This is a genomic window from Massilia genomosp. 1, from assembly GCF_011682185.1.
Classification (GTDB): domain Bacteria; phylum Pseudomonadota; class Gammaproteobacteria; order Burkholderiales; family Burkholderiaceae_D; genus Telluria_A; species Telluria_A rubra.
This window is the reverse complement of the sequence record NZ_WHJF01000026.1, coordinates 25,150-42,852: the sequence shown is the minus strand read 5'-3', so window position 1 is coordinate 42,852 and position 17,703 is coordinate 25,150. Positions and strand designations below refer to the sequence as shown.

Below are 17,703 nucleotides of genomic sequence, written 5' to 3'. Positions count from 1 at the left end.
GGAGGGTGGTCAGTGATTCGGTGGCATGGAGCACCAGCAGCCCAAGCCGGTAGTTCTACGGTATTGTGCTTTCGGCCCGCGTATTTTATGCTGAGAATCCACTGTGCAGTGCAGTAGGAACGAATTTAGCTTAACTATAAAAAGGGACAGGGAATGAACAAAGTTTATCCTGACGCGGCATCGGCGTTGGCCGGCATCGTGAGCGATGGCCAGACCATCGCAGTCGGCGGCTTCGGCCTGTGCGGCATACCGGAAGCGCTGATCCTGGCCTTGCGCAACAGCGCCGTCAAGCAGCTCACCGTGATCTCCAACAATGCCGGCGTGGACGATTTCGGCCTCGGCCAGTTGCTCACCACGCGCCAGATCAAGAAAATGATTTCGTCCTACGTGGGCGAGAACAAGGAATTCGCGCGCCAGTACCTGGCCGGCGAACTCGAACTCGAATTCACGCCGCAAGGCACCCTGGCCGAGAAGCTGCGCGCCGGCGGTTCGGGCATTCCCGCGTTTTTCACCAAGACCGGGGTCGGCACCATCGTCGCTGACGGAAAAGAAGTGCGCGAGTTTGACGGAGAACAATACGTGATGGAGCGCAGCCTGGTAGCCGATGTGTCGCTGGTCAAGGCCTACATGGCCGACCGCGCCGGCAACCTGGTGTACCGCAAGACGGCGCGCAACTTCAACCCGAACGTGGCGCAAGCCGGCAAGATCACCATCGTCGAAGTCGAAAAGCTGGTCGAAGTGGGCGAGATCGATCCCGACCAGGTGCATACGCCAAGCATTTTCGTACACCGCATCGTCGTCAACGCCACGCCGGAAAAGCGCATCGAACAGCGCACCGTGCGCACCAACTAAGAGCACAGGAGAAGAAGATGGCATGGACTCGTGATGAAATGGCCGCGCGCGCGGCGAAAGAATTGCAGGATGGTTTTTATGTGAACCTGGGCATCGGCTTGCCGACCCTGGTGGCGAACTACGTGCCGGCCGACATCGAAGTCTTCCTGCAGTCCGAAAACGGCTTGCTCGGCATCGGCCCGTTCCCGCTTGACGCCGCCGTCGACGCCGACCTGATCAACGCCGGCAAGCAGACCGTGACAGCCTTGCCCGGCGCGGCCTACTTCAGCTCGGCCGATTCCTTCGGCATGATCCGCGGCGGCAAGATCAACCTGGCGATCCTGGGCGCGATGCAGGTGTCGGCCCAGGGCGACCTGGCCAACTGGATGATTCCCGGCAAAATGGTCAAGGGCATGGGCGGTGCGATGGACCTGGTGGCCGGCGTCAAGCGCGTGGTGGTGGTGATGGAACACGTCGCCACGGCCAAGGATGGCTCGACTTCGCATAAAATCCTGCCGAAGTGCGACCTGCCGCTGACCGGCGTGGGCGTGGTCGACCTGATCATCACCGACCTGGGCGTGATCGAAGTGAGCCCGGCCGGGCTGAAACTGGTGGAACTGGCTCCCGGCGTGAGCAAGGAACAGGTACTGGCCGCCACCGGCGCCGAACTCGACGCCAGCGCGCTGTAACCGCGCGATGCCATACGGCGCACCGCGCGCCAGCCCGGCCGCCATGCGCAGCGCCAGCAGCGCGGCGCACACCGACCAGAAGCCGACGATCCACAGTAGTTGATCCTGCCAGGCCGCGAGGCCGGCGTCGCCGCCGCGCGGCGCCGATCACTTGATCGCCCAAGCGCATGGCCGCCGCGCCCGCGCCGCCATCGTGCAGGCGCAGCGCCAGTTCGGCGGCGGGCCACAGCACGCAGGCCAGCAGCGCCGCGCAAGCGAGGTTGTAGCGGTATTCGGGCCGGGTGTTGTGCATCAGGGCCAGCAGGAGCGCGCAGGTGCAGCCGACCAGCAAGCCTTGCCATGTAAAGTGGAGCAGGGTCCAGCCGATGCTGTCGATGAGGGACGCCGTCATTGGTCTTCTTCCTTGAGCATGTTTTCGATCTCCTGGCGCTCTTTTTTGCTGATGCCGCTGCGCAGGGCGGCCATCACCAGGGCCTTGGCCGAGCCGGAAAACGCTTTCTGGATCAGGTCCTTGAGCAAATTGGTCTGCAGCGAATCCTGCGCCTGCGCCGGCGCGTACACGTGCGAGCGTTCGCGCTCGTCGCGGATCAGCAAGCCCTTGGTGTGCATGATCTGCATCAGGCGCAGCACCGTCGCGTAGGTCACCTCCGGCCGCTCCTTGAGGATGGCCTGGTGGACCTGCTTGGCGGTGGCCGCGCCGAGTGGCCACAGGGTTTGCAGAAGACCGAGTTCGGCCGCTGTCGGCTTGGGCGGGGCGGGAAGTGTTGGCATGATGCGTTTTCCTTGAATGACAGGTATCAGCTTGGCGCATCGAGACTTTCGTGTCTAACGAGAAGTCCTGGCACGCCCAGAAATAGCGCTCGTCCTTCACACTGGCCCACCTTGACATGGACAGCATGGTCTATAACTGGCGCGGCATGGAAGATTCAGGCGGGCTGCGCCCGGCGTTGCGCGGGTAAAGTTTGCTTTGCCAGCGACAGGCATGGCAAGTACCATGGCTGTGCCAGCATGGCAAACGACACCAAGGGAATCCATTGAAGAGCGCGCAACTGGCACTGGCCAGCATCGGTATCGCTGTACTGACCTACGCGCTGGCGATCCTTTTCGCGCGCGGTACGTTTTCCGGATGGAGCGGCGGCTGCGGCGACTTCGGCATGCGCTGCGTGGGGCAGGGCGTCATCGTGCTCGGGGTGGGATGCCTGGCCGGCGTGGCGCTGGCCGTGGCCGCGCTCGGGCATGCCGGGGCGCGCACCTGGCTTGGCTGGGCGGCGCTGCTGATGAACGGCTTGCCGCTGGCCGCGATCGGCCTCATGGCGCTGCTGATCGCGCTGCGTTAAACGACGCCGCGCCGCCGGTTTTTCGCGGTCCCCTACAGTTTCCAGATGGAGGCGACGGGAGCCCAGCTTTCCAGCGGCTTGCCCTTGGCGCTGGGCCAATGGCGGGCCGCCGCCACGCCCTTGCTGACCATGCCGAACCTCGATGGTTTCATGATCGTGTTCGATACCACCGGGCGTGAAAAGATCGAGACGGAGCTGGCCGGCGATGCGATCAGGATCGCGCGCCGCAAGGCGGAGGGGATTGCGGCAGGACTCGGACGCAAGCTGGGAGCGGCGAGCGCCGTCAGCACGGGAGACTTGAAGAACCTGACGCGGGCCATGGGGCTGGCGCCGAGCGAGGCCGGATCACGTTCGTCGTCGCAGACGATCGGCACGGAGCGCGCCGACCTGCTGACGGTGATGTCGCTCAAGTTCGCGCAACCGGTCGATGTGATCTACCGCTTGCAGTGAGCCGGGTTCCCGCGGGGGCTGCTTGTTCCCCGCGGGAGAGGGCGAGCGTCAGGCGGCTTTGCGAACAGGGTACATTTCGCGGTCGTCGTCAATATGGGTAGGATTGGCCAGTTCGTTTTTCAGGCGTTCGTGATCGAGTTCTTTTTCCCAGTGCGAGACCACCACGGTGGCGACGCCGTTGCCTACAAAATTGGTCAGCGCGCGGCATTCGCTCATGAAGCGGTCGATGCCGAGAATGAGGGCCATGCCGGCCACCGGGATGGTCGGCACCACGGCCAGGGTCGCGGCCAGGGTGATGAAGCCGGCGCCGGTGATGCCGGACGCGCCCTTGGAAGTCAGCATCGCCACGCCCAGGATGGTGAGCTGCTGGCTCAAGGTCAGGTCGGTATTGGTGGCCTGCGCCACGAACAGGGCCGCCATGGTCATGTAAATGTTGGTGCCGTCGAGGTTGAACGAGTAACCGGTCGGCACCACCAGGCCGACGACCGATTTGGAGCAGCCGAGTTTTTCGAGCTTGCGCATCAGGGCCGGCAGGGCGCTTTCCGAGGAGCTGGTGCCGAGCACGATCAGCAGTTCTTCCTTGATGTAGGCGATGAAGCGGAAGATCGAAAAGCCGGTCATGCGGGCGATGGTGCCGAGCACGATGAACACGAACAGGGCGCAGGTCAGGTAGAAAGAACCCATCAGCTTGGCCAGCGGCAGCAGCGAGGCCAGCCCGAATTTGCCGATGGTGAAGGCCATTGCGCCGAACGCGCCGATGGGAGCGACTTTCATCACAATCCCGACCACGCCGAAAATCACATGCGACATATCGTCGACCAGCTTGGCGATCGGACGACCGCGTTCGCCCAGCATCGACAGCGCGAAGCCGAACAGGATCGCGAACAGCAGCACTTGCAGGATGTCGCCCTTGGCGAAGGCATCGACGACGGTGGTCGGGATGATGTTCATCACGAAGTCGAGCGTGCTCTGGTTATGCGCCTTGGCGGTGTATTCGGCGATGGCCTTGGCGTCGAGCGTGGCCGGGTTGGCGTTGAAGCCGTCGCCCGGACGCACCACGTTGGCGACGACCAGGCCGATGGCCAGCGCGAAGGTGGAGACAACCTCGAAATACAGCAGCGCCTTGCCGCCGACGCGGCCGATTTTCTTCATGTCCTGCATGCCGGCGATACCGGCGACGACGGTGCAGAAAATCACGGGGGCGATGATCATCTTGATCAGCTTGATGAAGCCGTCGCCCAGCGGTTTCATGTCGACCCCGAGTTTCGGGTAGAACACGCCGAGCAGCACGCCGCACACGATGGCGATCAGAACCTGTACATACAGGATCTTGTAGAAGGGTTTGTTCATGACGGTGTCTCCGTTCGATATTTGAGTATCTGTATCTTTATCGAAATTCTGCACGTCATCTATTGTGGATATCCGCAGAATGCGAAGTTTCCAGATGTAAATATTTAATGATTGATATGCGGCAATGTCGGTGTCGCTTATCGGGGACATACCGAGCGTATGAAGTTGGCAATGAGCTGTTCGCGCGCGCGGTCCCGCCTGCCACGCGGTAAAGCGACGGGCAGCGGCGGGTAGCGGCGGGCGGCGGGGGGCTGAACCAGCCAGATCGCATATCTGCGGTAAATCTTGCCGCCTTTCATCACGAAGCGGACCTTGTTCAACGCGGCGATGTCGCTGCTGGGGTCGCCCTCAAGCGCCACGATGTCGGCCAGCATGCCCGGCTTTAGCTGGCTGAGTTCGTCCGACTTGCCGAGCACGGCGGCCCCGAGCACGATGGCCAGGGTGGCCACGAACAGGCGCGGGCCGTCGATCACCCCTTCGGCGATAGCGCCTTTGACGGCGACATCGGCAGAGCCCGCGCCTTCGCTGCCGAGGTCGCGCAGGGTGGTAAAGCCCGCTTGCAGGGTCGTGCTGGCGTGCTTGCCGGCGAGCAGGGTGCGGTAGGCCGGCGCTTCCTCTATCACCTGGTCGTCCAAGCTGGTTTCCTGGTACGCGTGCGGCAGCAGGTGCGAGTGCAGGTCCAACAGGCCGGGGATCAGCTTGGCGCCGGGCAGGTCGGTGCGTTCGGCGTCGGCCGGCGCGGCCAGGAAAGGGAAATAGTATCCCGGACGCGGCGCGCCGCCAGTAGGTGCGCCGCCGCGACAATCAGTTCGCTTCGGCGCGGACGACCACGGTGCCGGCCGGCGCGCGGACGCTGTCGGGTATTGCCGCCTTGCGGCTGGCGCGGCGCGCATGCACCCAGTGCCATCCGAACGTTGGCAGCAAGGCGGCCCCCATGGCCAGGTGAACCAGCGCCGCGCCGCTGCCGAGCGCATCGTCGCCCGCGTAGTAGATCGCCACCGCGCTGGCGGCCAGCAGTACCAGCATGATGCCGAGCGTGGCGCCACTGCCGCGCTGGCGCCGCTTGCGCCAGCCGGCGCGCATATGCACGCTCCACAAGGCGCCGAGCATCATCAGCACCACGAAACCGCCCGTCGCGTGCATCGCCGCAGTGACCACGCGGCCGGCGCCGGGCAGGCGCCAGGCAAGCTCCATCTCGAAACGCATGAGCAAGGTGGTGGGCGCCATCAGGCAGCCGCTGACAAACAGCAGCAGCAGCGCGCCCAGCAAGGCCCGTACGAACCAGGCGGGATAGCCTTTCATGCGCATGCTCCCGCGGCGGGATCGATCAGTGCCCCGCCCAGCGCGCGCACCAGGGCCGCGCGCGTTGAGGGTGCGGCGTTGGCTGCCACCTTGGTCAGGGCGTCGGCGCGCCAGGCGCTGCGCGCGAGGACGGTCCAGATGCCGCTGGCGGGGAGCGCGTGCGGCGGCGCCACGATGTGGGCGGGGAAGGCCGCCGCTTGCGGGTCTTCATCGTATGCGGGGGCGCCGGCACGTGAGCTGGCCATGGCGGCGTCGCGCAGCCCGCCCAGCGGGCGCATGCTGCCGTCGAATTCGCGCCGCTGCATCGGCAGCACCAGCGCGCCGAACACGCGCACGTCGCCGCCGGCGTTGACCCAGCCGGCTTCGGCGCCGGCGCGGCGCAGCGCGCGCACCGCCAGGTCGACCGCGTAGCCTTTGGCGATGCCGTCGAGGGTCAGGCGCAGCGGCCGGCCCAGCCTGGCCCAGCCCGGCCCGGTCTCGATGTCGGCAGCGCTGCCGCGCGCCAGCGCCGGCACGCCGCCGTGGTCGGGCAGGGCGCCGCAAGCGACCAGCGCGCCGCCCACGGTGCAGTCGAACAGGCCGCCGCTGGCGCGCATCATCGCGCGCGCGGTGCGCAGCAGGCGCAGGGTGGACGCGGACAAGGCGATCGGGCGCCCCTGCGCCAGGTTCAGGCGCGACAATTCGCTGTCGCGCTCATGGAAACTCCATAGCGCCTGCGCCGTTTCGATGCAGGCAAACGCGGCCCGCATGGCCTCCTGCGCCGCCGCGCCGCGCGCGCCGACTTCGACATAGGTGCCCAGCAGGGGGCGCATGCGCCTGGCGTCAGCCATGGCCCAGGTACAGCTTGTGCATGACCATCAGGCGCTTGACGCCGTCGAGCACATTGCGGCTCGACAGGGTGGCGCCGCTGATATTCGGCACATCCTGGTCGAGCTTGAACGGATCGGCCAGGGTCTTGCCGACGAAGTGCTTGCGCCAGCCCATGTCGCGAATCTGGCCGCCGTGGGTTTCGCGGTAGCTGAGCACCTCGATGCCGAGCACCCGGCCGTCCGGCGCGAGCGCGGTGGCGTAGGTGATGAACTCGTGCTTGCCGACCACCTCGTCGACCATGAACCAGCCCAGGAAAGCGCCTTCGCGTTCGGCGCGCCAGATCTTTTGTTCGTCGGTCCGCTGGCGCACGCCGGCCAGTTCCTTGATGCGGTCGCGCTGCTCGCCGCTCAGTTTGAGCGTCCGTTCAGGGAAGCTTGTCGCGCTCGGGAACAGCAGCGACTGCGCCGCCGCCACCGTCAGGTAGTCGGTGGCGTGGGCGGGCGACACCAGCGCTGCCATCGGCAGCAGCAGGGCGGCGGGGTCGACATAACGGCGCATGGCGGTCTCTCTAAAAGTTGTAGCCGACCTTGAAGCGGATCTCGTTTTTGGTCTTTTCGATCAGGTGCAGGTCGGTGTCGGTCTGGCCGGCATATTTTTCGCCGCCGCCGCGCACTTGCTTGAAGGCGGTCAGCGTGGCCCACCATTTCTGGCCGGCGTAGTGGATGCTGGGGCCGGCGAACAGGGTCCAGCGTTCCAGGCCGACGTCGGTCTCGTACTCGGATTCGCGCTGCATTTCGGCGCCGGCATACCAGCCTGGCGCGAAGCGGTAGGACACGCCGGCGCCAAGCTTGGTGGAAATTTCCATCTCGGGATCGGTAGGCCAGTCGAAATCGTCGGGCAGGTTGGCGATGGGTTTGCGCTTTTCGCGCGCGGCGCGGCCGCCCACGTTGCCGATGACGACCAGTTGGCCTTCGAGGAAGTATTTTTGTACCTGCATCTCGAACTCGACTTCGACTTCGCTTTTGTTGCGCCCGGAGTGCGGGTCGAGGCGGCCCAGTTCCACCGAGGCGATGCCGGAGACGCCGATATCGTCCTTGGCCGGGCTGAGGAAGTTGTATTTCATGCCCAGTTCGACGCTGCGCGCGCGCAAGCCGCTCTTTTTGTCGCCCGGCAGGTAGCCGTCCACGACCAGGCCCGAGGTGTTGATCGCCAGGCCGTTCAGTTCGGCCGATACCTGGAAGCGGTCGCTCACGCCGTATTCGTATTCGGTCTTGGTGTCGAGCGCGCGATAGTGGCCCGCGCCTTTGTCGGAACGCTGGGTGAACCACTGATAGAACTCGCTGCTGCCCTTAGGCAAGGTCTCGGCGCCGCGCACGTAGCCCAGCAGGTTTTCATCGGCCAAGGCAGGCAGCGACAGCGACAGGGCGGCAAGCGCCAGGAAAATACGGCTAGGGGACATCGTGGGTGTTCTCCGGAAGATATGCGGCATGGATGTCGCTATGATTGAAGCGGCATTGTAAATACAAATCATTCTCGTTACAAGTGGCGTTATCAATGGCGCGTGGATTGCTCGATGGCGCCGGAGCACAAGCAACGGGTATGATCCGGGCCTGAACCGCATCATCGTCAAGGAAACGCATGCATCGAGCGCTATTCATCTGCAGCCAGAACCGGCTGCGCAGTCCGACGGCCGAGCAGGTCTTCGCCAGCTGGACCGGGGTCGAGACCGATTCGGCGGGCCTCGGTGGCGACGCCTCGGTGCCGCTCTCGCCCGAGCAGATCGGCTGGGCCACCATCGTGTTCGTAATGGAAAAAGCGCACCGGCGGCGCCTGGGCGAGCGCTTTCGCGCCCATTTGAACGGCAAAAAAGTGGTTTGCCTCGATATTCCCGACAACTATACCTATATGCAGCCGGAGCTGATCGGGATCCTGGAAGCGAAGGCTGGAAAGTTCCTGCGTCCGTGAAGCAGCCCGTGTGACGCGGCGCCTTGTGTGCGCTGTCGCCTGCGCAATTGTGCATGTGACCACCCCGCACGCGGTATAGTTGTGCTTTCGACCCCGCGTCGGCCACCTGGGATACCCGCCATGAAACTACTCCGTCATCTGCTGCTCGTTGCCGCCATCGCACCAGCCATCGTACACGCGGCGCCCAAGGCGAAGCCGGCGCCCAAGTCGGTGACCTCGTTCTTCCCCCAGCTCGAGCTGGGCCGCTTCCTCGCCGATAATTTCGACCTGGCCTCGGTACGCAGTTCGCTGGCCGCGCGCCGCACGCCCGAGCTGCGCACCTTCGCCGATTTCGGCATGCTGCCCACCAACAGCGGCGACGACGTGGTCACCTTCGATGGCGAGCGCTGGCTGTACCAGCTGCGCGTGGTGCGCCGCGCCGACATCAACAACGACGGCATCGAAGACCTGGAAGTGTGCTTCACCGACCGCGCCAAGGGCGCCACCTACGACTCCTCGCAAAGCCTGCTGGTGAGCCGCTATTCCGACGAAACCTACGCGGTTGCGCTGCGCTACGATTCCGATGCCTGCGGCCCGGCGGCCAAACGCGACAAGGCTGGCGCCACCCTGACCGTCCCGTCAGGCAAGCCATCATCGCAATGAGCAAACCTGTTACCCGCACGACGCTGCTGCTTGCCCTGCTCTTGCCCCCGCTGTTGCCCCTCGCTCCGATGGGCGTCGCCAGCGCGGCGGCCCCGCTCGCGGCGGCGCCTGCCTTGAGTTCCTCGCAGCTGGAGGAAATGCGTCGCATGCTGGCAGTGGTCAAGGGCGAAACCATCCTCCAGGCGGCGGTGCGGGAAAACACCGCGCTGCGCGCCTCGCAGCACGCGCTGTTCGCGTATTTGTTCGCCAATACCGCTGCCGAGCGCCAGCAAGACCTGATTCTGCGCGTGCTGGCGCGCCATGTAAGCCCAGGCGGCGCGCGCAGCATCAGCGAGGCGTATGCAACGCTGCCCGGCCAGCGCGCCCTGATCGCGCGCGCCGACGCGCCGCAGGCGGACGTCGTGGTCGCCTTCAACGCATCGGCGCCGGCGCTGCTGCTGGCCAGTACCGTTGCGGCGGCCCGGCCGGAGATCGAACAGGCGGCCAATGCGTGGGCGGCCGAGTCCCAGGAAAAGCTGATCAAGCAGGCGAGCGCATCCATGCTCGACGAAGTGCGCCTGATGCGCGCGCGCGCCGCCTATAGCGACCCTGCCCTGGGCCCCTACTCGAAAAGCAAGGTGGCGCCGATCGAGCAGATGATGACCGCGCACGCCGACTCCGCGCTGCGCAATGCGCGCGCCACCCGTGTACTCGACCAGACACTCGAAGAACTGGACTGGGGCGCGGTACTGCGTCCGGCCAATCTGGTGTCGGCCAAGGCGGTCGGCGAAGGGCAGCGCAAGGTCGAGGCCCTGCAACTGGCCATGGGCCGCTATCTTCAGGCGCTCAAGGCCGACGCGCAGCAGAACGACGATGAGCTGAACAAGATCGACATGCCGTTCGAGAGTAAGGCACTGGACGATCTGGCGCGCGAGGTGGGGCGGGTGCTGGTCAAGCTGGCGCAGCTGGAAAAGGCCCACGATGGCGTGATCGAAGGCTACCGGAACATCCTGGACTTCGCGGCGGCGCGGCAGGGCAAGCTGAGCGTGAAGAACGGCAAGCTGGTCATCGCGGACAAGGCCGACCAGTACACCTATGCGGCGCTGAACGCGAAGCTGGGCGCGGCGCGCGCGGCGATCGCCGCCAAGTAGCATTGCGCGCCGCCCGCGGGCGACCTGGTGCTGCAACCATTGTCCCTTCAGGGAGCTTCATGTACCGGGTACTCAAATTCGCGCTGGTTCTGTGGGCCTGGGGATGCTGGGCCTGGGTAGCCTGCAGCCATCGGTGGTGGTGGCTGCTGGTGTCGGTGGGCCCGTACCTGCTGTTCAACGGTTTCGGGCATCACCTCGATAAAGACAAGGAGCAAGCGACACCGGCTGGCGATTGAGCTCGCCCGGCACGCCGCCTGCTTCCTGAAGGCGCGCCGCACTTATTGCGCGGCCCACCCGCCATCCATGTTCCAGGCCACGCCGCGTACCTGGTTGCCGGCCGCGCTGCACAGGAACACGGCCAGCGCGCCCAGTTCTTCGGGCGTGACGAATTCGCCCGAGGGCTGCTTTTCGCCCAGCAGGGCCTTCTTGGCCTCCTCGTTGCCGATGCCGTCCTTGGCGGCGCGCGCGTCCACCTGTTGTTGCACCAGCGGCGTGAGCACCCAGCCGGGGCAGATGGCGTTGCAGGTCACCCCGGTGCCGGCGCTCTCGAGCGCGGTCACCTTGGTAAAGCCCACCAGCCCGTGCTTGGCCGCCACGTAGGCCGATTTCTGGGCCGAGCCGACCAGGCCATGCACCGACGCCAGGTTGATGATGCGGCCCCAGTTCTTGTGCTTCATGCTTGGGAGCGCCAGGCGCGTGGTGTGGAAGGCCGAGGTGAGGTTGATCGCGATGATCGCATCCCACTTCTCGGCCGGGAAATCCTCGATATTGGCCACGTGCTGGATGCCGGCGTTATTGACCAGCACATCGACGCCGCCGAATTTGTCTGTCGCGAACCGCATCATCGCGTCGATCTCGCTTGGCTTCGACATGTCGGCGTTGTGATACGCCGTCTGTACGCCGCATTCGCGCGCCAGGTCGGTGTGCAGTTGGTCGATCTGCTGGGCGTCGCCGAAGCCGTTGAACACGATGTTGGCGCCTTCCCGGGCCAGCGCGCGCGCCATTCCCAGGCCAATGCCCGAGGTCGAACCGGTGACCAGCGCGGTTTTACCGCTCAACATACCTGATTTCATTGTGTCCTCTACAGAAAGAGTTTGGGGGGGATGATGTAGAATTCTAAACGCAGGGGACCCGCAGTAGGGAAAGAAGCATATCAGGGAAAATGAAAGCATCTGATTGACAGTGGCGGCCTTGATAACGCCTAACCAGGAGCCGGCATGATCGAAGCAAGAATCAAGTTCGTCCAGTGCCTGTCGCCCGCCGGCTTGCACCGGATGGCCTACAAGGAGTGGGGCGACCCGGCCAATCCGCGCGTGCTGGTGTGCGTGCATGGCGTCACGCGCGTGGGCGACGATTTCGACAGCCTGGCGCGCGCGCTGGCCGGTCACTACCGCGTGGTGGCGCCGGACGTGGTCGGGCGCGGCCGCTCCGGGCGCCTGGCCAACCCGCAGTTCTACCGCGTGCCGCAGTACGTGAGCGATATGGTGACCTTGATCGCGCGCGTCACCGAGGGCAATGGCGAGGATGGCGTCGACTGGTTCGGCACCTCGATGGGTGGCCTGATCGGACTGGCCCTGGCCTCGCTGCCCGGCACCCCGGTGCGCAAACTGGTCTTGAACGATATCGGCCCGACGCTCGACCCGGCGGCGCTGCTGCGCATCGGCGACTATATCGGCCAGGAGCTGCGCTTTGCGACCTTTGACGCGGCCGCGCGCTTTGTGCGCGAGGTGTCGCAGTCGTTCGGCGAGCACACCGACGAGCAATGGCGCAAGCTGGCCAGCGACGTGCTGCGCCAGGAGCCGGACGGCCAGTGGGTGCGTCACTACGACATGGGCCTGGCGCTGCCGTTTCGCTCGGCCACGCCCGAGAGTACGCGGGCCGATGAAGCCATGCTGTGGGCCGCCTACGATGCCATCGCCTGCCCGACCCTGCTGGTGCGCGGCGAACATTCCGACCTGCTCTCGCGCGCCACCGCCGCCAGCATGGCCGCGCGCGGGCCGCGCGCCACGCTGGTGGAGATCGCCAACGTGGGCCATGCCCCGACCTTTATTCACGACGACCAGATCGCCATCGCACGACAATTTTTGATTGGTACTTGAAAGACATTATGGAAATTACACGACTGCACGTAGGAAAACGCTTGTCCGAAGTGGCGATTCACAATGGCACGGTGTACCTGGCCGGCCAGATCGCCGAGGACACCTCCGCCGACATCGTGGGCCAGACCCGCGAAGTGCTGGGCCACATCGACCGCCTGCTGGCCGAAGCGGGCAGCGACAAGAGCTGCATCTTGATGTGCCAGATCTTCATCGCCGACATGGCCGGTTTCGCCGGCATGAACGCGGTCTGGGACGAATGGGTCGCATCCGGCCACACGCCGCCGCGCGCCACCGTCGAATCGAAGCTGGCCGATCCCGCATGCCTGGTTGAGATCGTCGTTACCGCAGCACTGCGCTAAGCCGCATGGTCTCGATTGCAGCACTCGGCAGCACAACGGCCGAACTGGTACAGGGGCTCAGTCCGGACGACTGCGCGCGCGTCGAAAGCGCGCTGGCGTATGCGGGCGAGGCCTACAAGGACATGGCCTGCGCCTCGGGCCAGAACGCCTTCGATTTCGCGGTCGGCGTGGCCAGCACCCTGGCGTATTTGCGAAGCGATGCCGAAACCCGCATCGCCGGCTTGATGTTCGAGCTGACGGTGCTCGATCCGAAAGCGGTGGAGGGCCTGGAAGCGCGGGTCGGGCGCGAGGCGACCGACCTCGTGACCGGCGTGCGCCAGCTGATCCGCCTGCGCGACATGACGGTCGGCCATCAGACGGTCGGTCGTGGCAAGAACGCGGCCCAGCAAGCCGTGGCCCAGGTCGAAACCCTGCGCAAGATGCTGCTGGCGATGGCCACCGACATGCGCGTGGTGCTGGTGCGCCTGGCCTCGTGCGTGACGACCCTGCGCTATTTTGCCGACATCAAGCGCTTCGACGACCTGACCTGCGCCTACGGGCGCGAAACGCTCGACCTGTACGCGCCGCTGGCCAACCGGCTCGGTATCTGGCAGCTCAAGTGGGAGCTGGAAGACCTGTCGTTCCGCTTCATCGAGCCCGATACCTACAAGCGCATCGCCAAGATGCTCGAAGAAAAACGCATGATGCGCGAAGGCTTCGTGCAGTCGGCCATTGTGCGTTTGCAGAACGAACTGGCGGCCGCCGGCATCACGGCCGAAGTGTTCGGGCGGCCCAAGCATATCTACAGCATCTGGAGCAAGATGCGCGGCAAGGAGCTCGATTTCAACGAGCTCTATGACGTGCGCGCCTTCCGCGTGATCGTGGCCGACGACAAGACCTGCTACACGGTGCTGGGCGTGGTCCACAATATCTGGACCCCGATCCCGAAGGAGTTCGACGACTATATCTCGCGCCCCAAGTCGAACGGCTACCAGTCGCTGCACACGGTCGTCACGGCCGATGACGGCCGTCCGCTCGAAGTGCAGATCCGCACCCAGGAGATGCACAACTTCGCCGAGTACGGCATCGCCGCGCACTGGCGCTACAAGGAAGAGGGCGGATCGAACTTCAAGGGCCAGGCCTACGACGAGAAGATCGCCTGGCTGCGCCAGCTGCTGGCCTGGAAGACCGACGTCGCCGACGCCGTCGTCGGGCAGGAGGAAATCCAGCGCGAGTGGGTCGAAAAGCTCAAGTCGACCACCCTGGACGACCGCATTTTCGTGCTCACGCCGCAGGCGCGCGTGCTGGAACTGCCGGTGGGCGGCACGCCGATCGACTTTGCCTATCACCTGCACAGCGAAGTCGGGCACCGCTGCCGTGGCGCGCGCGTGGACGGCATCATGGTGCCGCTCAATACCGCGCTGAAAAACGGCCAGACCTGCGAGATCATCACCGCCAGTCGCGCCTCCGGCAGCGCCGGCCCGTCGCGCGACTGGCTCAATGCCGACTACACGGTCAGCACGCGCACGCGCGCCAAGGTGCGCGCCTGGTTCCACGCGATCGACCTGGAAGAGACGCTGGCGCACGGCCGCGCCCTGGTCGAAAAATCGCTCCAGCGCGAAGGCAAGACCGCCGTCAACCTGGAACAGTTGGCGCACAAGCTGGGCTTCGCCAAGGTCGACGATCTGTTCATCTCGGTCGGCAAGGAAGAATTCAGCCTGCGCCACGTGGAGCAGGCGCTGCACGACACCGGCGAGGTGGTGGTGCCGGAAGACGCGGTGGTGCTCGGTAAAAGCCGGGCGTCGAGCGTGGAGCAGGGCGCCAAGTCGGGCGTGCTGGTGGTCGGCACCGAGGGCCTGATGACGGCGCTGGCCAAGTGCTGCAAACCGGCGCCGCCGGACGGCATCGTCGGTTTTGTCACGCGCGGCAAGGGCGTCTCGATCCACCGCGCCACCTGCAAGAACTTCGCCGAAATGCGCGCCAAGGCGCCCGAGCGGGTGATCCAGACCGACTGGGGCCGCGCCGGGCACGACACGGTCTATCCGGTCGACCTGTTCATCCTGGCGGGCGACCGCCAGGGCCTGCTGCGCGATATCTCCGAAGTGTTCTCGCGCGAGAAAATCAACGTCATCGGCGTCAATACCCAAAGCGCCAAGGGACAGGCGCGCATGACGTTTACCGCCGAAATCGGCTCGACCGCGCAGCTGCGAAAAGCCCTGGGCGCGATCATGGAGGTAGGCGGTGTACAAGAAGCGCGGCGGCAGTAAGTGGTGATCCTGCCCAAGTCGTTCCTCTACTCCAAGCCGCGCGAATGGGGGCGCCACGCCTGGCGCTTCTTTTTCAGCTGGTGGTATATGGTGTACCTGGGGGCGGTCGCGCTGGTGATGGCGTTTTCGCCCTCGACCTACAACCGCACCAACCGCCTGGCCACGTCGCGCTACATCTACACCAGCACCTGGCAGGTGCTGCCGTGGTTTACCTTGCTGGCGGCGCTGGTGAGCCTGGTGCTGATCCGGGTGGTGGTGGTCACCTCGCAAAGCTACGGCCTGTCGCGCTACGCGCTCGAGATGGTGGTGCGGGTGCTGGTGCTCGAACTCATTCCCCTGACCGCCGCCATGTTCGTGGCGCTGCGCGCGGGCCTGGCGTTCAACGCCGGCGACGCGCTGGCGCTGGCCGCCGCATCGACGCCCGCCCGTTCGCGCCAGGCCCAGAACCGGCTGCGCCAGGACCTGGTGCCGCAGGTGATCGCCAATGCCTTCGCGGTCCTCTCCCTGGCCATGGTCAGCAGCGTGATCGTGCTGGTGCTGGCCTACACCAGCGTGTACGGCTTCTCGCCGTGGGGCCTGGGCGACTATACGCGCACGGTGGGGCGCATTTTCAATCCGGCGGTGACGGTGGGCTTCGTGCTCAAGACCGTGTTCTTCGGGCTGTCGGTGGCGGTCATTCCGAGCGCCGCGATCCTCGAGGCCCACCGCTACGGGCGCACCTCCTCGTCCACGGTGCAGCCGGGCGCGGTGCGCCTGCTGTTCGTGCTGCTGCTGATCGAAGCCGGCTCGCTGGCCGTCAAATACATATAGGTGGAACAAACAAGTGGAATCGAAGATGAGTCAACAGGGTGAGAATGCGCTCAATCCGGCCAACCCGGACGACGCCCCGGCCGAGGCGGTCGCCAACGTGGAAGTCAAGGCGGTCGTGCTGCTGGTGCTGATGAGCGCCCTGATCATCACCTTTTTGCTGTACGTGATGTACGCGCGCGGCGTGTTCGAAAGCACCCAGCGCCTGGTGCTGCTGTCGGAGGATTCGGACGGCGTCATCCCCGGCATGGACGTGACGTTTTCGGGCTTTCCGGTCGGCCGGGTGCAGCGCGTGGAGCTCGCGCCCGACGGCAAGGTGCGGATCCTGGTCGACGTGCCGCGCAAGGACGCCAAATGGCTCAAGACCTCGAGCGTGTTTACCGTCGAACGGGGCCTGGTGGGGGACACGCGCATCAAGGCGTTTTCCGGCATCCTGAGCGATCCGGTGCTGCCGCCCGATTCGGTGCGCACCGTGCTGCGCGGCGACACCGCCGCCGAGATCCCGCGCCTGGTCGCCAGCGCGCGCGCCTTGCTGGAAAACCTGGAAAACATGACGCGCAGCGATTCGGCCATCAATACCAGCCTGGCCAACATCCAGGCGGCGACCGGGCGCCTGTCGGGCAAGTATGGTTTGCTCGGCACGGCATTGGGCAGCGAGGGCGAGGCCAAGAAACTGCTGCAAACGCTCGAACATGTCGACCAGCTGCTGCTCAAGGCCGACCAGCGCGTGTTCGGCAAGCAGGGCGTGATGGACGAGGCGCAGCTGGCCATCGTGCAGTTGCAGGTGGTGCTCAAGGATGCCAGCAACAGCCTGAAAAAGGTCGATGCGGTGCTGGTCGAAGCGCAGGCGGTGGGCGCCAACGCCAAGGTGGCGACCAAGGACCTGGGCGCGCTGCGCGCCGAGGTGGACGCCAGCCTGCGCAAGGTGACGCGCCTGATCGATGAAATCAACCGCAAGTGGCCCTTTGCACGCGAGACGGAGCTGAAACTGCCATGAAGACCATCTACCTCATCGCCTTGACCGCAGCCGTCCTTGCCGGCTGCGGCAGCAATCCGCCGCCGCCGGCCTGGAAGGGCAACGCCGGCAGCGCGCTGGCCAGTTTCAGCGACGCCTACCTGCGCGGCGAGAGCGGCATCGCCGCCACCGAATTCGCGCGTGCGCGCGCCGAGATGGCCAGCACCGGCCGCCCTGACCTGGTGGCGCATGCGGAGCTGGTGCGCTGCGCTACGCGCGTGGCCAGCATGGAATACGACAGCTGCCCCGCCTTCGACGCCCTGGCGCAGGACGCCACCCCGGCCGAACGCGCCTATGCCGCCTACCTCGCCGGGCGCTGGGACGGCCTGGATGCGGCGCTGTTGCCCGAGCAGCATCGCGCGCTGGTGGCCAGTGCGCGGGCGGGCGACGGCAAGAGCGTGCTGGCGCCCATCGCCGACCCGCTGGCGCGCCTGGTCGCCGCCGGCGTCCTGATGCGCCAGGCGCGTATTGCGCCGGCCGACATCGCGCTCGCCACCGATACCGCATCCGGACAAGGCTGGCGCAGGCCGCTCTTGATGTGGCTCGGCGTCTCGCTCAAGCGCGCCCAGGCCGCCGGCGACACGCTGGAGGCGGCCCGCCTGCAGCGCCGCATCGACCTGGCCGGCGCCACGCCGCCGCCGGCGCCCTGATTTTCTTCACTAAAAAGGCTG

General features: G+C 65.7%; 22 protein-coding genes. 14 read left to right on the top strand and 8 right to left on the bottom strand.

Annotated elements, in window-relative coordinates:
• Window positions 1–153 precede the first annotated feature (153 nt).
• Window positions 154–852, top strand: coding sequence for a CoA transferase subunit A (locus F1735_RS12250; RefSeq protein ID WP_167237189.1), 699 nt, complete (start codon window positions 154–156; stop codon window positions 850–852).
• A 17-nt stretch (window positions 853–869) separates the two neighbouring features.
• A complete protein-coding gene (locus F1735_RS12245) occupies window positions 870–1,520 on the top strand; it encodes a 3-oxoacid CoA-transferase subunit B (protein ID WP_167237188.1) in 651 nt (216 codons plus the stop codon).
• A 387-nt stretch (window positions 1,521–1,907) separates the two neighbouring features.
• Here the strand turns inward: F1735_RS12245 and F1735_RS12240 are convergent, their stop codons facing one another.
• Window positions 1,908–2,291 carry a BlaI/MecI/CopY family transcriptional regulator gene (locus F1735_RS12240; protein WP_167237187.1) on the bottom strand — a complete coding sequence of 128 codons (384 nt, stop codon included), beginning with the start codon at window positions 2,289–2,291 and terminating at the stop codon, window positions 1,908–1,910.
• A 263-nt stretch (window positions 2,292–2,554) separates the two neighbouring features.
• On the opposite strand from F1735_RS12240, the gene F1735_RS12235 reads away from it, so the two are divergent.
• Together F1735_RS12235 and F1735_RS12230 are read left to right on the top strand one after the other, a co-directional pair.
• On the top strand, window positions 2,555–2,857 hold the full coding sequence (locus F1735_RS12235; protein WP_167237186.1) for a DUF169 domain-containing protein: 303 nt from the start codon (window positions 2,555–2,557) through the stop codon (window positions 2,855–2,857).
• Between the two features lie 45 nt (window positions 2,858–2,902).
• A complete protein-coding gene (locus tag F1735_RS12230) occupies window positions 2,903–3,307 on the top strand; it encodes an SIMPL domain-containing protein (RefSeq protein WP_167237185.1) in 405 nt (134 codons plus the stop codon).
• 48 nt (window positions 3,308–3,355) lie between these two features.
• Here the strand turns inward: F1735_RS12230 and F1735_RS12225 are convergent, their stop codons facing one another.
• The 6 genes from F1735_RS12225 to F1735_RS12200 form a co-directional block, all read right to left on the bottom strand.
• Complete coding sequence (locus tag F1735_RS12225; protein ID WP_167237184.1) at window positions 3,356–4,657, bottom strand: dicarboxylate/amino acid:cation symporter; 1,302 nt, start codon at window positions 4,655–4,657, stop codon at window positions 3,356–3,358.
• A gap of 137 nt (window positions 4,658–4,794) precedes the next feature.
• A complete protein-coding gene (locus F1735_RS35680) occupies window positions 4,795–5,340 on the bottom strand; it encodes a hypothetical protein (RefSeq protein WP_222852982.1) in 546 nt (181 codons plus the stop codon).
• Window positions 5,341–5,461: 121 nt separating this feature from the next.
• Window positions 5,462–5,959 (bottom strand): hypothetical protein, encoded by a 498-nt coding sequence (locus F1735_RS12215; protein ID WP_167237183.1) that lies wholly within the window; start codon window positions 5,957–5,959, stop codon window positions 5,462–5,464.
• A complete protein-coding gene (locus F1735_RS12210; protein ID WP_222852981.1) occupies window positions 5,956–6,789 on the bottom strand; it encodes an FAD:protein FMN transferase in 834 nt (277 codons plus the stop codon). Before F1735_RS12210 ends, F1735_RS12215 begins: the two co-directional genes overlap by 4 nt.
• Window positions 6,782–7,327, bottom strand: coding sequence for an FMN-binding protein (locus F1735_RS12205; protein WP_167237181.1), 546 nt, complete (start codon window positions 7,325–7,327; stop codon window positions 6,782–6,784). Before F1735_RS12205 ends, F1735_RS12210 begins: the two co-directional genes overlap by 8 nt.
• Window positions 7,328–7,337: 10 nt before the next feature.
• A complete protein-coding gene (locus F1735_RS12200; RefSeq protein ID WP_167237180.1) occupies window positions 7,338–8,228 on the bottom strand; it encodes a DUF6662 family protein in 891 nt (296 codons plus the stop codon).
• A 179-nt stretch (window positions 8,229–8,407) separates the two neighbouring features.
• On the opposite strand from F1735_RS12200, the gene F1735_RS12195 reads away from it, so the two are divergent.
• The 4 genes from F1735_RS12195 (at window position 8,408) to F1735_RS12180 (ending at window position 10,742) form a co-directional block, all read left to right on the top strand.
• On the top strand, window positions 8,408–8,734 hold the full coding sequence (locus tag F1735_RS12195; protein ID WP_167237179.1) for a low molecular weight protein tyrosine phosphatase family protein: 327 nt from the start codon (window positions 8,408–8,410) through the stop codon (window positions 8,732–8,734).
• 120 nt (window positions 8,735–8,854) lie between these two features.
• On the top strand, window positions 8,855–9,376 hold the full coding sequence (locus tag F1735_RS12190) for a hypothetical protein (protein ID WP_167237178.1): 522 nt from the start codon (window positions 8,855–8,857) through the stop codon (window positions 9,374–9,376).
• Window positions 9,373–10,506 (top strand): hypothetical protein, encoded by a 1,134-nt coding sequence (locus F1735_RS12185; RefSeq protein WP_167237177.1) that lies wholly within the window; start codon window positions 9,373–9,375, stop codon window positions 10,504–10,506. The genes F1735_RS12190 and F1735_RS12185 overlap by 4 nt, the downstream gene beginning before the upstream one ends.
• 59 nt (window positions 10,507–10,565) lie before the next feature.
• A complete protein-coding gene (locus F1735_RS12180) occupies window positions 10,566–10,742 on the top strand; it encodes a hypothetical protein (RefSeq protein ID WP_167237176.1) in 177 nt (58 codons plus the stop codon).
• A 42-nt stretch (window positions 10,743–10,784) separates the two neighbouring features.
• On the opposite strand, the gene F1735_RS12175 is transcribed toward F1735_RS12180, so the two are convergent.
• The gene (locus tag F1735_RS12175) at window positions 10,785–11,579 is read right to left on the bottom strand and encodes a 3-hydroxybutyrate dehydrogenase (protein ID WP_167237175.1); all 795 of its coding nucleotides are present in this window, start codon (window positions 11,577–11,579) and stop codon (window positions 10,785–10,787) included.
• A gap of 144 nt (window positions 11,580–11,723) precedes the next feature.
• Here F1735_RS12175 and F1735_RS12170 point away from each other — a divergent pair, with 144 nt between their 5' ends.
• From F1735_RS12170 to F1735_RS12145, 6 genes are read left to right on the top strand one after another with little or no spacing between them, the layout of a single operon-like run.
• Window positions 11,724–12,605 (top strand): alpha/beta fold hydrolase, encoded by an 882-nt coding sequence (locus tag F1735_RS12170; protein WP_167237174.1) that lies wholly within the window; start codon window positions 11,724–11,726, stop codon window positions 12,603–12,605.
• Between the two features lie 8 nt (window positions 12,606–12,613).
• The gene (locus F1735_RS12165) at window positions 12,614–12,964 is read left to right on the top strand and encodes a RidA family protein (RefSeq protein ID WP_167237173.1); all 351 of its coding nucleotides are present in this window, start codon (window positions 12,614–12,616) and stop codon (window positions 12,962–12,964) included.
• Window positions 12,965–12,969: 5 nt separating this feature from the next.
• A complete protein-coding gene (locus tag F1735_RS12160) occupies window positions 12,970–15,210 on the top strand; it encodes a RelA/SpoT family protein (protein ID WP_167237172.1) in 2,241 nt (746 codons plus the stop codon).
• Window positions 15,211–16,020, top strand: coding sequence for an MlaE family ABC transporter permease (locus F1735_RS12155; protein WP_373888508.1), 810 nt, complete (start codon window positions 15,211–15,213; stop codon window positions 16,018–16,020).
• 25 nt (window positions 16,021–16,045) lie between these two features.
• Entirely contained in the window at window positions 16,046–17,014 is a 969-nt protein-coding gene (locus F1735_RS12150) for an MlaD family protein (RefSeq protein WP_167237171.1), read from the top strand.
• Window positions 17,011–17,682: a hypothetical protein gene (locus tag F1735_RS12145; protein WP_167237170.1), complete on the top strand. Its 672-nt coding sequence runs from the start codon at window positions 17,011–17,013 to the stop codon at window positions 17,680–17,682. The genes F1735_RS12150 and F1735_RS12145 overlap by 4 nt, the downstream gene beginning before the upstream one ends.
• The last annotated feature ends 21 nt before the right edge of the window (window positions 17,683–17,703 follow it).